This is a genomic window from Sphingopyxis sp. BSN-002 (assembly GCF_022024275.1).
Taxonomy (GTDB): Bacteria; Pseudomonadota; Alphaproteobacteria; order Sphingomonadales; family Sphingomonadaceae; genus Sphingopyxis.
Map to the genome: position 1 here is coordinate 102,169 of NZ_CP091804.1, position 14,158 is coordinate 116,326.

17 protein-coding genes are annotated in these 14,158 nt (G+C 64.6%); 12 read left to right on the forward strand and 5 right to left on the reverse strand.

The annotated features are described in order from the left end of the window. Positions 1 to 14: 14 nt before the first annotated feature. Positions 15 to 1,541, forward strand: coding sequence for a long-chain fatty acid--CoA ligase (locus L7H23_RS00510; RefSeq protein ID WP_237837421.1), 1,527 nt, complete (start codon positions 15 to 17; stop codon positions 1,539 to 1,541). On the opposite strand, the gene L7H23_RS00515 is transcribed toward L7H23_RS00510, so the two are convergent. From L7H23_RS00515 to L7H23_RS00525, 3 genes are all read right to left on the reverse strand, one after another. Beyond that, a complete protein-coding gene (locus L7H23_RS00515; protein WP_237837422.1) occupies positions 1,542 to 1,997 on the reverse strand; it encodes a DUF411 domain-containing protein in 456 nt (151 codons plus the stop codon). A 62-nt stretch (positions 1,998 to 2,059) separates the two neighbouring features. Further along, complete coding sequence (locus tag L7H23_RS00520; RefSeq protein ID WP_237837423.1) at positions 2,060 to 3,076, reverse strand: aldo/keto reductase; 1,017 nt, start codon at positions 3,074 to 3,076, stop codon at positions 2,060 to 2,062. Positions 3,077 to 3,143: 67 nt separating this feature from the next. Then, complete coding sequence (locus tag L7H23_RS00525) at positions 3,144 to 3,734, reverse strand: LysE family translocator (protein WP_237837424.1); 591 nt, start codon at positions 3,732 to 3,734, stop codon at positions 3,144 to 3,146. Between the two features lie 74 nt (positions 3,735 to 3,808). Here L7H23_RS00525 and L7H23_RS00530 point away from each other — a divergent pair, with 74 nt between their 5' ends. The 9 genes from L7H23_RS00530 (at position 3,809) to queE (ending at position 11,241) form a co-directional block, all read left to right on the forward strand. Beyond that, positions 3,809 to 4,261, forward strand: a complete 453-nt coding sequence (locus tag L7H23_RS00530; RefSeq protein ID WP_237837425.1) for an Lrp/AsnC family transcriptional regulator — start codon at positions 3,809 to 3,811, stop codon at positions 4,259 to 4,261. Positions 4,262 to 4,369: 108 nt separating this feature from the next. Continuing rightward, complete coding sequence (locus L7H23_RS00535) at positions 4,370 to 4,996, forward strand: hypothetical protein (RefSeq protein ID WP_237837426.1); 627 nt, start codon at positions 4,370 to 4,372, stop codon at positions 4,994 to 4,996. A 68-nt stretch (positions 4,997 to 5,064) separates the two neighbouring features. Then, positions 5,065 to 6,051, forward strand: a complete 987-nt coding sequence (locus L7H23_RS00540) for an LLM class flavin-dependent oxidoreductase (RefSeq protein WP_237837427.1) — start codon at positions 5,065 to 5,067, stop codon at positions 6,049 to 6,051. 107 nt (positions 6,052 to 6,158) lie between these two features. After that, positions 6,159 to 7,346, forward strand: a complete 1,188-nt coding sequence (locus tag L7H23_RS00545) for an aspartate aminotransferase family protein (RefSeq protein WP_237837428.1) — start codon at positions 6,159 to 6,161, stop codon at positions 7,344 to 7,346. Positions 7,347 to 7,374: 28 nt separating this feature from the next. After that, positions 7,375 to 8,301, forward strand: a complete 927-nt coding sequence (gene argF, locus L7H23_RS00550; RefSeq protein ID WP_237837429.1) for an ornithine carbamoyltransferase — start codon at positions 7,375 to 7,377, stop codon at positions 8,299 to 8,301. Then, entirely contained in the window at positions 8,298 to 9,212 is a 915-nt protein-coding gene (locus tag L7H23_RS00555; RefSeq protein ID WP_237837430.1) for an Hsp33 family molecular chaperone HslO, read from the forward strand. Before argF ends, L7H23_RS00555 begins: the two co-directional genes overlap by 4 nt. 123 nt (positions 9,213 to 9,335) lie before the next feature. After that, positions 9,336 to 9,743, forward strand: coding sequence for a hypothetical protein (locus L7H23_RS00560; RefSeq protein ID WP_237837431.1), 408 nt, complete (start codon positions 9,336 to 9,338; stop codon positions 9,741 to 9,743). Between the two features lie 185 nt (positions 9,744 to 9,928). Next, entirely contained in the window at positions 9,929 to 10,612 is a 684-nt protein-coding gene (gene queC / locus L7H23_RS00565) for a 7-cyano-7-deazaguanine synthase QueC (protein ID WP_237837432.1), read from the forward strand. After that, entirely contained in the window at positions 10,609 to 11,241 is a 633-nt protein-coding gene (gene queE / locus L7H23_RS00570) for a 7-carboxy-7-deazaguanine synthase (RefSeq protein WP_237837433.1), read from the forward strand. Before queC ends, queE begins: the two co-directional genes overlap by 4 nt. Before the next feature lie 3 nt (positions 11,242 to 11,244). Here queE and L7H23_RS00575 read toward each other — a convergent pair whose 3' ends face one another. Continuing rightward, on the reverse strand, positions 11,245 to 11,580 hold the full coding sequence (locus tag L7H23_RS00575; RefSeq protein ID WP_237837434.1) for a hypothetical protein: 336 nt from the start codon (positions 11,578 to 11,580) through the stop codon (positions 11,245 to 11,247). A gap of 10 nt (positions 11,581 to 11,590) precedes the next feature. Continuing rightward, positions 11,591 to 12,244: a lipoyl(octanoyl) transferase LipB gene (gene lipB, locus L7H23_RS00580; protein WP_237837435.1), complete on the reverse strand. Its 654-nt coding sequence runs from the start codon at positions 12,242 to 12,244 to the stop codon at positions 11,591 to 11,593. Between the two features lie 133 nt (positions 12,245 to 12,377). Here lipB and L7H23_RS00585 point away from each other — a divergent pair, with 133 nt between their 5' ends. After that, positions 12,378 to 13,196: a hypothetical protein gene (locus tag L7H23_RS00585; RefSeq protein WP_237837436.1), complete on the forward strand. Its 819-nt coding sequence runs from the start codon at positions 12,378 to 12,380 to the stop codon at positions 13,194 to 13,196. Between the two features lie 67 nt (positions 13,197 to 13,263). Beyond that, complete coding sequence (locus L7H23_RS00590; protein ID WP_237837437.1) at positions 13,264 to 14,139, forward strand: hypothetical protein; 876 nt, start codon at positions 13,264 to 13,266, stop codon at positions 14,137 to 14,139. Positions 14,140 to 14,158: the final 19 nt, after the last annotated feature.

Here is a 14,158-nt window from a genome sequence, read left to right on the forward strand (position 1 = left end):
GACCCGGGAGAGACATGATGAACGATATGCTGGTCTATGACTGGATCGCCGAGAACGCGCGCCGTTTTCCGGACAAGATCGCGACGGTCGATATCCACAGCGGTCGAAACCACAGCTATGCGGCGATGCACGAACGCGTCGCGCGGATCGCGGGGCATCTGAACGCGATCGGCATCGTGAAGGGCGACCGCGTCGGGCTGCTCTCGATGAACAGCAGCGACATGCTCGACATCATGTTCGCCTGCTGGCGGATCGGCGCGGTGCTGACGATGCTGAACTTCCGGCTGACCGCGCACGAACTGGCGTTCATGGTGAGCGACAGCGGCGCGAGCGCGGTGTTCTATGACACCGACCTCGAGGCCGTCATTCCGGCGCTCAGGGAAAAGACCGATGTCGCGCACTGGATCACGATGGACCCGGCGGGGAAGGGCGGCGATCTGGAGGCGGCGATTGCTGCGGCAACGCCGGTATACGGCCAGCTTCCGCAGCTCGGCAGCGACCTTTGCATGATCATGTATTCGTCGGGGACGACGGGCACGCCGAAGGGGGTGATGTTCAACCACGCCCAGTTCCTCTTCATCAACGCGGGATCGGGCGGCATCTCGAACGCATCGAACCGCATGGTCGGCCTCGTCGCGCTGCCGCTGTTCCATATCGGCGGGCTCGTCGCCTACACGACGATCAGCTTCGGTTTCGGCGGTACCGTCATAGTCGTGCGCGCGTTCGAACCCGGGGCTATGCTGCGCCTGTTCGGCGATCCCGACATGGGTGTGACGCACTTCCTGGGCGTGCCCGCGATGTATAACGCGATGCAGGCGCACCCCGATTTCGCGACGACCGACTTCTCGCGCACCCAGACGATGAGCTGCGGCGCCGAGAGCGTGCCCGAGACTTTGCTCCGCACCTGGTTCGCGCGCGGCGTGCCGATCCGCGAGGGCTATGGCATGACCGAGACCTGCGCCGCGGCGCTGATGCAGGAGGCGCGCGACATTCCGGGCAAGATCGGCGCGGCGGGCAAGACGGTGCGCCACTGCGAGGCGAAGATCATGCGCGGCGACGGCACCGAGGCGCCGGTCGGCGAGCTGGGCGAAATCTGGATGCGCGGGCTGAACATCACGCCGGGTTACTGGAACCGGCCCGACGCCAATGCGTCGAGCTTCGTCGACGGCTGGTTTCGCTCGGGCGACGTCGGGCGGCAGGACGAAGAGGGCTATTTCTACATCGAGGACCGGGTGAAGGACATGTACATCACCGGCGGCGAGAATGTGTATCCCGCCGAGGTCGAGAATGCGCTCTACGAGATGCCGGCGATCCACGAGGTCGCGGTGATCGGGCTCGCCGACCCCAAATGGGGCGAGTGCGGCTGCGCGGTCGTCGTGCCGCGCCCCGGCGCGAGCGTGACGATCGAGGAGATCAAGGCGCACTGCGGCGAGCGGCTCGCGCGCTACAAGCACCCCGCGCGGCTCGAAATTGTCGATGCGCTACCGCGCAACGCGACGGGCAAGGTGCTGAAGTTCGAGCTGCGCGAACGGTTCGGCTGATCAGCGGCTCGCGGCGTAGCTCGCATAGACGCGCTGCCCGCCGGGGCCGAAGGTCATGACCTTATAGGCGTCGCGGACGGTGCCATATTCCATGCCCGGAGATCCGGTCGGCATCCCCGCGACGGCAAGGCCCTTCACGCCCTTGGGCTTCTCCTTGAGCAGCCGCGCGATCTCGCGCGCCGGAACATGGCCCTCGATGACATAGCCATTGACGATGACGGTGTGGCAACTGCGCAGCGCGGGCGGGACGCCCTGCTGATTCTTTACGGCCTCCATGTTCGCGGCGTTGATCACCTTTGCGGTCCCGCCGAGCGTGCTCTTCACCTGCGCCAGCCATTTGAGGCAGCAGCCGCAGCCCGCGTCGCGAAACATCGTCGGGTCGGCGGCGTGCGCGGCGCCGACAGCGGCGAACAGCGCGGCGGAAGCGATCAGGGCTCGGCGGACGGGGGTCATCATGGGCTCCTCTGGAAATACCGGCGGCGATCAGGATAGCCGCGCGCAAGCCATGTGCAAGGGCATCAGCCCATCGGGTAGAGGATGTCCTTGCCGACCGCGTTCAGCGTCTTCATCAGCTCGTCGCTCAGTACCAGTTCCTTCGCCGCGAGGATCGGGTCGACCTGATCGTAGGCGCTGACCCCGACGATCGTCGAGGCGACGAAGTCGTGCTGCTTCGACCAGGCGGTCGCCATCGTCACCGGGTGCAGCCCATTCTCTTCGGCGATCTGCAGATAGCGTTCGGTCGCGGCGAGACTCTTGTCGTTGACGAAGCGGCGGCCCATCGCGGCCTGCCGGCCTTCTATGCCGAGATAGCGGGAGAAGCGCGCGCCTTCGGGCCGCGCGCCACCCTGATATTTGCCCGACAGTACGCCGCCCGCGAGCGGCGAATAGGGGATCAGGCTGACGCCTTCCTGCCGGCACACCTGCGCGAGTTCGTCCTCGAAGCGGCGGTTGTTGAGGCTGAAATTATTCTGGATCGTATGATAGCGCGCAATGCCGAGACGTTCGGACGCGGCGATCGACTTCATCAGGCCCCAGCTCGTTTCGTTCGAGCAGCCTAGAATGCGCACCTTGCCGGCGCGGACGAGTTCGTCGAGCGCGTCCATCATCTCGTCATAGGGCGCGTCGTGATCGGGCCAGTGCGTCTGGTAGAGGTCGACATAGTCGGTCTGGAGCCGCGTCAGGCTGTCGTCGATCGCCTGCATGATATTCTTGCGGTCGAGCGCGGTCATGCCGCCGCGGCACGGCGACTTGAACCAGACGTGGCTCGGGCCCGACACCTTGGTAGCGAGGATGATCGCGTCGCGGTTCTTGGTTTTGAGCCAGCGGCCGACGATCTCTTCGGTGCGGCCGACCCATTTGATGTCGGGCGGCACCGGATAGCCTTCGGCGGTGTCGTAGAAGTTGATCCCCTCGTCGAAACAGCGGTCGAGGACGCGAAATGCCTCGGCCTCGTCGGTCTGGCTGCCGAACGTCATCGTTCCCATGCAGATATCGGAGACGTGGATGGCGCTTTTTCCGAGGCGGCGGCTTTGCATGCTCTGTTCTCCGGTCAGGGGAAGGGAGCGCCGTCCTTAGGTTGCAAGCAGCAACCTTGCAATCGGGTCAGATGAGGAGCGCGAGCGATCCGACGAGCAAGGCCGCCATCGTCCAGTTGAAGGCGCGCAGGCGCGCCGGGCTCGACAGCCAGCCGCGGAGCGAGACGCCCATCACCGCCCAGAGGCTGGTCGAGGGCAGGTTGATGATCCCGAAGATCACCGCGACGAGCAGCACCGCGGCGAAATTGCGATCGGGAGCGTAGAGTGCGATTGCCGACAGCGCCATCGACCAGGCTTTCGGATTGACCCACTGGAACATCACCGCCTGGAGGAAACTCATCGGCTTGGCGCGAGCGCCGCCTTCGGTATCGGGCGCACCGGCATTGGCGATCTTCCACGCGAGCCATAGCAGATAGACGACGCTCACCACCTTGAGGACGACGTTCAGCACCGGAAACATGTCGAACAATCCCATCAGCCCGACGCCGACGAGGACGATCATCAACGTGAAGCCGATCCCGACGCCAAGGGCATGCGGTACGGTCCGGCGCAGGCCGAAATTCGCGCCAGATGCCATCAGCATCATATTGTTCGGCCCCGGCGTGATCGACGAGACGAGCGCAAAGGCGGAGAGGGCGGCGAGAGTGGTTTGTTCCATGGTGCGCAACATAATGCGCTTCGATCTGCGATGGATTGCAAAGATACGTAGTCATCGGCTAGATTATGCAATCTATGATCAGAATCGACGCCATTGGCCGCAAGATATTGCAAGAACTGTCGCGCGACGGGCGAATCTCCAATCTCGAGCTCGCCGAGCGTGTCGGGCTGTCTCCCTCGGCGTGCCTGCGCCGCGTGCAGGAACTTGAGCGGAGCGGCGTGATCAAGGGCTATCGCGCGGTGATCGATCCCGCGAAGCTGGGGCTGACCTTCCTCGCCTATGTGACCGTGGGGCTGTCGTCGCACACCAAGAAGTCGCAGGCCGATTTCGAGGCGGCGATGGCGCTCGCTCCCGAGGTGCGCGAGTGCCACAACATCACCGGCACGATCGAATATCTGCTGCGCGTCGAGACCGAGGATCTGGCCTCGTACAAGCATTTCCACACCGAAGTGCTCGGCGTGCTGCCGCAGGTGCACTCGATCACCACCTATGTGCTGATGGACTCGCCGAAAGACGAGCGAGCGTAATGCTAGCCGCCCCGAAACCTCTTCCATATCGGTGGTGATCGGGCATCGACGCTGGCCACGGCGCCGTTTCCGCAATATCCGGTATACGGGATATCGAGGGGCAGAGACATGACGATCAGGCTGGTGCATCAGGCATCGCTTTCGCCGGACGAGATTGCCGAACTCGGCGATGTGCTCGGTACATTCGACGCGGATATCTCGATATCGGAGGCGCCGGACGCCGGGCCACAAAATGCCCTCGAGTGGGCGTTGCCGGTCTTTCTGGCGATCGTCGTGTCGGCACCCGTCAAAGCGGCCGCCGACGGCCTTTTCGGGGAAATGGGCAAGGACGGCTACCAGAAGCTGAAGGATGTGCTGTCCGGGCTGTTCCGGAGCAAGAAGGGCAAGACGACCAGCTGGACATCGCCGAACGGTGAAGAGCGGCGGGCGCCGCCGCTGGCGGTCGTGCTGGAGATGCATGGCGATTCCGTGCGGTTCGTTTATCCCGACAGCCTGGCGCCCGAGGAGATCGCGCCCGCGTTCGAGCAGATGAATCGCAACATCGGCTTTATCGCCGATATGGTGGCGTGGCAGGAACGGCAGTTCGAACTGATCGACCGGCATGCGGTCGAGTTGTTCGGCCCGACCTATCCGCAGCAGGATCGCTTCCTGCAAAACCGGATGCTGCTGGACGAAATCGCGTTCGGGACCTGGGTCTATAACTCGGCCGCGAAAAGCTGGATCAAGGCGCAATGATCATGATCTGCTTCCCGTTCTGACGGGGAGGGGTTGTCGCAACGCGATCGCGACCGCATATCGGTTGCATGGTGAAACTATCTTTCCTCGACCTCGTACCCGTGACCGATACCGGTACGATCGCGCAGTCGCTTGCCAACGCCGCCGACCTTGCGCGCCACGCCGAAGCCCTCGGCTACGGACGCTACTGGGTTGCCGAGCATCACGGCATGGCGGGGATCGCGAGCGCCGCGACGTCGGTCGTGCTCGCGCATATCGGGCAGGCGACGTCGAGCATCCGGATCGGCGCTGGCGGGATCATGCTCCCGAACCACGCCCCGATGGTGATTGCCGAACAGTTCGGTACGCTCGAAGCGCTGTTTCCCGGCCGGGTCGATCTGGGGCTCGGGCGTGCTCCGGGTTCGGACAGTGTCGTGGCGCGGGCGCTGCGCCGCAACCTCGCGAGCGACGAGCGGCAGTTTCCGCAGGACGTCGTCGAGCTGCAGGCCTTTCTTGCCGGCGACGACCGGCTGGGTATCCGGGCAGTGCCGGGCGAGGGCACGCATGTCCCGCTGTGGATATTGGGATCGAGCCTGTTCGGCGCGCAACTCGCGGCAATGCTGGGGCTGCCCTATGCCTTTGCCAGCCACTTTGCGCCCGACGCGCTCGACGAGGCGCTCGAGATCTATCGCCGACAGTTCAAGCCGTCGGAGCAACTGGCGGAGCCCTATGCCGCCGCCGCCTTCAACGTCTTCGCCGCCGACACGCGCGAAGAGGCCGAGCTGCTTGCCTCGTCGCAGCAGCAGGCCTTTGTCGCGCTGCGCACCGGCAATCCCGGCAAGATGAAACCGCCGCTCGAAGGCTATAAGGACAGCCTGCCGCCGAATGCGCGCGCGATCCTCGATCATGTGCTGCAGTGCTCGGTAGTGGGTACGGTCGACGATGTGGCGGCGGGGCTGAAGGCATTCCAGGCGCGCACCGGGGCCGACGAGATCATCGTTGCGTCCTCGATGTACGATCACGGCGCGCGCAAGCATTCGGTCGCACTCGCGATGGAGGCGGCAAAGTCGCTCTGACGCCCGTGTTGACGCGGCTCGGGGCGCGGCGGTATAGGGGCGGTCCCACCAAGGGCGGCCCGTCGGGGTCGCCTTTTTACTTTTGTCTTTGTTGAAAGGTGCCTGACATGTCGATCACGCCGCTGATGCCCGTTTACCCCCGGTGCGGTGTGCGTCCGGTGCGAGGCGAAGGCGCCTATCTGATCGGCGAGCGCGGCGAGCGTTATCTGGACTTTGCGAGCGGCATTGCGGTCAACCTGCTCGGCCACGGTCACCCGCATCTGACCAAGGCGATCGCCGAACAGGCCGCGACGCTGATCCATGTGTCGAACCTCTATGGCAGCCCGCAGGGTGAAGCCTTTGCGCAGCGTCTGGTCGACAATACGTTCGCCGACACCGTCTTCTTCACCAACTCGGGCGCCGAGGCGGTCGAGTGCGCGATCAAGACTGCCCGCGCCTATCACTCGAGCGCGGGCAATGCGCAGAAGCACACGCTGATCACCTTCAATAACGCCTTCCACGGCCGCACGCTGGGCACGATCTCGGCGACCAATCAGGAAAAGCTGCGCAAGGGCTTCGATCCGCTGCTGCCCGGCTTTGCCTACGCGCCGTTCGACGATCTGAACGCGGCGCTCGATCTGGTCGACGACAACACTGCGGGCTTCCTTGTCGAGCCGGTGCAGGGCGAGGGCGGTATCCGCCCCGCGTCGCAGCCCTTCCTGCAGGGCCTGCGCGACATCTGCAACGAGCGCGACCTGATGCTGGTGTTCGACGAAGTGCAGTGCGGCGTTGCGCGCACCGGCAGCCTCTATGCCTATGTGCAGTTCGGGGTCGAACCCGACATCCTCGCGAGTGCGAAGGGCATCGGCGGCGGCTTCCCGATGGGCGCGTGCCTCGCCACCGAAAAGGCCGCGCGCGGCATGGTGATCGGCACCCACGGTTCGACCTATGGCGGCAACCCGCTGGCGATGGCGGCGGGGCAGGCTGTTTTCGACGTGATCCTCGAAGACGGCTTCCTCGATCAGGTGAAGACGACCGGCGAACGCCTGCGCGGCGCGCTCGAGCAGCTGATCCCGAACCACGACACCCTGTTCGAAAGCACCCGCGGCATGGGGCTGATGCTCGGCATCAAGCTCAAGAGCGACAGCCGCGCCTTCGTCGCGCATCTGCGCGACAATCACGGGCTGCTGACGGTGGCGGCGGGCGACAATGTCGTGCGCATCCTGCCGCCGCTCAACATCGAGCAGGCGCATATCGACGAGTGCATCGAGAAATTGTCGGCGGGCGCGGCGAGCTATACGCCGCCCGAGTCCTGATGTTTTCCGTTCCTTTAGAACGGAGGGCATGATGCCGAATTTCCTGAACCTGTCCGACGCGGGCGGGGATGCGATCGCGGCGATGCTTGCCGACGCGATCGATCGCAAGGCGGCGCGTACGAATTGGCCGAAGGCGAAGCCCGATGCCGACGCGCCGCTCGCCGATCATGTGCTCGCGATGGTGTTCGAGAAGAACTCGACGCGCACGCGCTGCTCGTTCGATATCGCGATCCGCCAGCTCGGTGGCGTGCCGATGATCCTCGATGCGGGGACCAGCCAGCTCGGCCGCGGAGAGACGATCGCCGACACGGCGCGCGTGCTGTCGCGATATGCCGACGCAATCATGATCCGCACCGACGATCATGCCAAGATCGAGGAGCTGGCGCATTTTGCCAGCGTCCCCGTCATCAACGGGCTGACCGACCTGTCGCACCCGTGCCAGATCGTCGCCGACCTGTTGACCATCGTCGAGAGCGGCAAGGCGCTGCCGGGGCTCGAACTGGCCTGGCTCGGCGACGGCAACAATGTGCTGGCATCGCTGATCGAGGCGGCGGGGCTGTTCGGTTTCAACGTCCGTGCGGGCGTGCCGCAAGGCTATGAACCCGAAGCTCGCTTCGTCGAGGCGGCGCGCGCAAAGGGAGCGAAGATCGAGATCGTGCGCGACGCGCGCGAAGCCGTATCCGGCGCCGATCTGGTCGTCACCGACACCTGGGTGTCGATGGGGCAGGATCATGCGCACAACAAGCTCGCCGCGATGGCGCCCTATCAGGTCGATGAGCGGCTGATGGGCGAAGCGAAGAACGACGCGCTGTTCCTCCATTGCCTGCCCGCCCACCGCGGCGAGGAAGTGGTCGACGCGGTGATCGACGGATCGCAATCGCGCGTCTGGGATGAGGCGGAAAACCGCGTCCACGCGCAGAAATCGGTGCTGCTTTGGGCGCTCGGGAAATTATGAGCGAGATTATCGAAACCTGGTTCGACCAGCCCCTGCTGTTCACGATCAGCGACCGCCACGTCCGCGGCCGCCTTGTGCGCCTCGGGCCCGTGCTGAACACGATCATGGCAGCGCACAGCTATCCGCCAGTAGCCGAAAAGCTGCTGGCCGAGGCGCTGGCGCTGACCGTGCTGCTCGGCTCGACGCTGAAGGACGAGGGGAGCCAGCTGACGCTGCAGGCGCAAACCGGCGGTGGTCCTGTCGAACTGCTCGTCTGCGACTATCGCGGCGGCGAGCTTCGCGGCTATCTGAAATTCGACGCCGAACGGCTGGTCGAGGTCGGGCCCGATCCGACGCTCTTCGCCCTGTTCGGCGAGGGCTTCCTTGCAATTACCTTCGACCAGGCGGCGACCGGCGAGCGTTATCAGGGGATCGTTCCGCTCGAAGGTTCGTCGATCGGCGATGCGGCCGAGCATTATTTCGAGCAATCCGAGCAGATCCCGAGCCTGATCAAACTGGCCGCGCGCCACGATCACGAAGCGGGCTGCGTCGCGGGCGGCCTGTTGCTCCAGCATCTGCCGGAGGGCGAGGTCGGGCGCGACCGTCTGCACGTCCGCCACGATCATCCCGAATGGGAGCATGCGAAGACGATCGCGGCGACGCTGAAGGACGAAGAGCTGACCGATCCCGCAACGTCGCTCGAGACGCTTGCCTGGCGGCTTTTCCACGAGGACGAGGTTCGCGTCGAACAGGGCGCCGGCATCTCGCGCGGTTGCCGGTGCAGCGTCGATTATTTCGCCGGCGTCCTTTCGAAATTTCCCGAAAGCGAGCAGCGCGAAATGGCCGACGAGGCGGGGCTGGTGCAGGTCGATTGCGCCTTTTGTTCGCGCGTCTTCCCGATCCCTCTCGAAGAGATCGCCGCGCACGGTTGAGCGTCCTGCCGACGAAGCGAGGCGAAATAGCGCCAAGCGGTTGAATATCCGGACCCGGCTTGCTACCTCCCTTGCACAGGGGTCGCATTTTGCTCGCGTGCGAGCGGCCAAGTGGAAGGTAAAATGGCGATCTTCTCTACCATCATCCGGACCGGATTGTTCGCGCTCGGCCTTGCCGGCGCCACCGCCGTGCCGGCGCAGGCGCCGTCGCTTGCAATGCTCGACCGGCTGGAAAAGGGCAGCTGGCAGCTGCGCGAACGCGGCAAGGATGCCGTGTTGCAGACCGTCTGCCTTGGCGATGCGCGGCGGCTGATCCAGATCGAGCATCCGCGTGCGAGTTGCTCGCGCTACGTGATCGAAGACACGCCGAGCTCGGTGACGGTGCATTACACCTGCCCCGGCGCGGGCCATGGCCGCACGACGATCCGCAGCGAAACCAACCGGCTCGTCCAGATCGACACGCAGGGGATCGCCGAGGGGCGGCCCTTCTCGCAGGCGATCGAGGCGCGACGGGCAGGGGCCTGTTCCTGACATCCGGCTCCTAACCGGTTGTTAACCATTCTTCGCTATACGGGTGGCACGACGCACTGATGTGTGTCCTTCTCCCTAACGGCTTTCATGCCGAACTGGGCCGTGCAGCATCCGCCGCGCGGCCCGTTTTTCTTTGGTGCGGTGCAACACTTGCGCGCGCGGGGACGCAGGCCTATCTGGCGCGGATGCAGCAAGTTTCCGGAAAAACCGTGATCGTCCTTCTGTCGGGCGGGCTCGACTCGATGGTCTGCGCGGGCCTCGCGCGTGAAGCGGGTGCGCGGATCGTCGCGCTGACGATCGACTATAACCAGCGCCACCGGGTCGAGCTGGAGTCGGCGGCGCGTATCGCGACCTATGTCGGGGCGGCCGAGCATATCGTGCTGCCGCTAGATCTGCGCCGGTTCGGCGGGTCGGCGCTGACCGACGACATCGACGTGCCGAAGGACGGCGTCGGACCCGACGTTCCGGTGACCTATGTGCCCGCGCGCAACCTGATCTTCCTGTCGCTGACGCTCGGTCTTGCCGAAGCGCGGCAGGCGCAGGACATCGTCATCGGCGTGAACGCGCTCGACTATTCGGGCTATCCCGACTGTCGCCCCGAATTCATTCAGGGGTTCGAGAAGCTCGCGGCGCTTGCGACGCGCGATGGCGACAAGGGCGTCGATTTCCATATTCTCGCGCCGCTCCAGCACATGACCAAGGCCGATATCGCGGCCGAAGCCGCGCGGCTCGGCATGGACGCGGGAATGAGCTGGTCATGCTATGATCCGACTCCCGAGGGGTTGCATTGCGGCTCGTGCGACAGCTGCCGGTTGCGGTCGAAGGGTTTCGCCGACGCCGGGTTGCCCGACCCGACGCGCTACGCATGACCTACGCGGTCAAAGAGATTTTCCTGACGCTGCAGGGCGAGGGCGCACAGGCCGGGCGCCGCGCGGTCTTCTGTCGCTTTGCCGGCTGCAACCTCTGGACGGGCCGCGAGCAGGATCGCGCCAAGGCGATCTGCAAATTCTGCGACACCGATTTCGTCGGCACCGACGGAACGCTTGGCGGAAAATACAGCGATGCCGAAGCGCTCGCGAAAGTCATTGCGGCAAGTTGGGGCGAGGGCGCCAAAGATCGCTACGTCGTTCTTACGGGCGGTGAGCCCATGCTGCAGGTCGATCCGGCATTGATCGACGCGCTCCACGCCGAAGGCTTCACGATCGCGATCGAGAGCAACGGGACGCACGAGGTGCCGCGCAGTATCGACTGGATCTGCATCAGCCCGAAGGCGGGTAGCGAACTCGTCCAGACGAGCGGGGACGAGCTGAAGCTCGTCTGGCCGCAGGCGGGGAGCGATGTCGCTGCGCTCGCCGCGCTGGACTTCAGACATCTGCTGATCCAGCCGCTCGACGATCCGAACGCCGCCGCGAACGTTCAGGCGTGCATCGATCTGGTGATGGCCGACCCGCGCTGGCGCCTGTCGCTGCAGGCGCACAAGAGCCTGGGACTGCGCTAGGGCCTACTCGCCGCTTTTCTTATTCGCGAAATCGGAAGCTTTCTTTGACGAGTCCGGGGCGATTACGACGTCTTCCGGGCCGCTGGTTACGGCTCCGTCGTCCTTGCTCTCGGTTCCCTCGGCAGGCTTCGCCGCTTCCTTCTTTGTGCCATCGTCCGGCACGCTGTTGTCGACCGCAGTGCCATCGCCCGCATTGTCGTCGAGGATGATCATCGAATCGCTGATCGTTCCGGGCTGCACCTCGACGGCGTCCAGTTTTGCGGTCGATTTGCCCGCGGGTTCGCTGTTGCAGGCGGCGAGCGCCAGGAGGGGCAGGGCGATGAGGATGGTCCGGGTCATGGGCTCGTTCCTACCCACTCGGCGAAAGCTTGTCGAGAAACGCAGCGCGCGTCTCCGCAAGCGCATGGTCGACATCGGCAAAGCTTGCGGGATTGCCGAGCGCGGCAAGGCTCGTAACCGGAAATTCCGCAATCCCGCACGGCACGATGCCCGTGAAATGGGCAAGGTCGGGGTCCACATTGAGCGAGAAGCCATGCAGCGTCACCCAGCGCCGGACGCGGACGCCGATCGCGCCGATCTTTGCCTCGCGGCCCTGCGGATCGTCGGTCCAGATACCGATCCGCCCCTCGGCGCGGCGGGCTTCGACGCCGAGCAGCGCGAGCGCGTCGATCACCCAGCCTTCGAGCGCCGACACATAGGCGCGCACATCGCGGCCGCGTCCGGCGAGGTTGAGCTGGACATAGCCGACGCGCTGGCCGGGCCCATGATAGGTGTAGCGCCCGCCGCGCCCGGCATCGAAGACGGGAAAGCGCGGATCGAGCAGTTCGGCGGGGTCGGCACTCGTCCCGGCGGTATAGAGCGGGGGATGCTCGAGCAGCCAGATGCGCTCGCCGGCGCTTCCCTGATGGATCGCGGCGGCGCGCGCCTCCATATCGGCAAGCGCAGCCGCGTAATCTGTCAGACCGGTCGAGACGACCCATTCGGGAAGAAGAAGTGCGGGCATGGCGAGCGCTATCTGTCCCCTGCCGCGGCGCAGCGCAAGGGGACCGGGACGATTCCTCAACAAGGCTGGACATTGCGGCGGAACAAGGTCAGTTTCAGCTGTAACCGGGGAACCGAAAAACAACGGGGTATCAATGCCAAAATTCGATATGGGTGCGGCGTGGGACGACACGATGGTGCTGCTGCGCTCCCACAGCGCACTGACCGGAGCGATCGCCGCGGTCTTCCTGTTCCTGCCCACCCTCGCTGTCAGCTGGTTCGGGCCGATGCCGATCGAGCCCGCCGAAGGGGCCACCTTCGATCAGATCATGGCCGCTTTCAGGGCGAATGCCGAGCAGGCGGTGCCCTATCAGCTGCTCATAGCGCTCGTCAGCGCCGTCGGCGGCGTCGGAATATTGCGGCTCTGGCTTGCGCGCACGGGAACGAGCGTTGGCGACGCCATCGTCTTTGCCCTGAAGATGGTTCCCACCATGATCGCAATCCAGATCATCATGGGCGTGGCGATCGGCCTTGTCGGTGTTGCCTTGCTGATGCCGGGGATTGCCGCCGGTGCATCGGCGATCGGGGTATTGCTTGTCGGGATCGGCCTGCTGCTTTTCCTGGGGCTTTGCGCCTATCTGTGGGGACGCGTTTCCGTGACGTCTCCGGCGGTCGCCGACCAGACGCTCTATAATCCGCTCGCCGCGTTGCAGGAGAGCTGGAGGCTGACCCGGGACAACGGCTGGCGCATTTTCCTGTTCAGCTTTCTGGTGTTCATCGTGATCATGATCTTTTCGATGGTACTCGCCCTGATCGCCTACGCTGCGGTCGGGAACGGCGAGGGGATCGGGCGGATCGTGTCGGGGCTGATCGAGGCCGGGGTGGCTGTGGTGAGCGGGCTCGTGATGCTCGCGCTTTCGGCCGCCGTCTATCGCCAGCTTGCCGTGCGCGGCGTTGGAGATACATTCAGTTAATCCAAGGATAACAAGAGGCAAAGGGTCGGCTGCAACGGAGTGAAAACGGACAACAGGGGGAAGTGACATGGTCAAGATGAGTATTGGAGCGGCCTTTTCGGAAACCTTTGCGTTTCTGAGGACCAACTGGATGCAGATGCTGATGTGGCTGGGCGGTGCGGTTGTGATCGCCTGCCTGCTCGGGTGGCTGTTCCTGCGCAATGCAATGACAACGATGGTGATGGCGCAGGGAGATCCCTCGGCCGCATTCGGCGCGCTCGGATCGTTCGTGCTCTTTGCACTCGTCGCGGGCACGGTCGTCAGTGCAGCGAGCCTGCTGATCTGGCGGACCGGGCTGGTCGGCGGCGAGCCTGCAAGCGATATCGGCTGGGGGCTGGGCGCAGGCGCAGCCTATATGTTCGGGCTGTTTGTGGTGTACATCGCGACAATCATCCTGATGTACATCTTCCTGTTCATCGTCGGCCTGCTGGCCTTTGCGGTGTTCGGTGCCAGCGGGATGTCGATCGAGAGCTTTGCGACCGGCGGCGCGTCGGCGGGGATCATCCTCTTCGGGATCATCATCTATGCCGCGATCATCATCTTCTTTCTGTGGTTCTTCGGCCGTCTTTCGGTCGCCGGTCCGCTGATGTCGGTGAACCGCTCGTCGAACCCCTTTTCGGCCTTTGCCGAATCGTGGCGGCTTACCGGCGCCTCGCAGTGGACGATCGTCGGTTTCAACGTCCTGATGGGCATCGCGTTCGCGGTTTTCTTCTTCATCGTCTCGCTGGTGTTCGGCAGCGTCGCAAGCGCGATGATGACGCCCGACGCCGGCGCCGGAGCGATGATCGGAGCGCTGTTGCTGGCGCTGATCGTCTATGTTCCGACGATCCTTGTGTCGGTGTCGATGCCGGCAGCGGTCTATCGCTGCATCGGCGCGGCCGGAAAGGCCGATGTTTTCTCCTGATCGGGAGAAATGCCAAAAC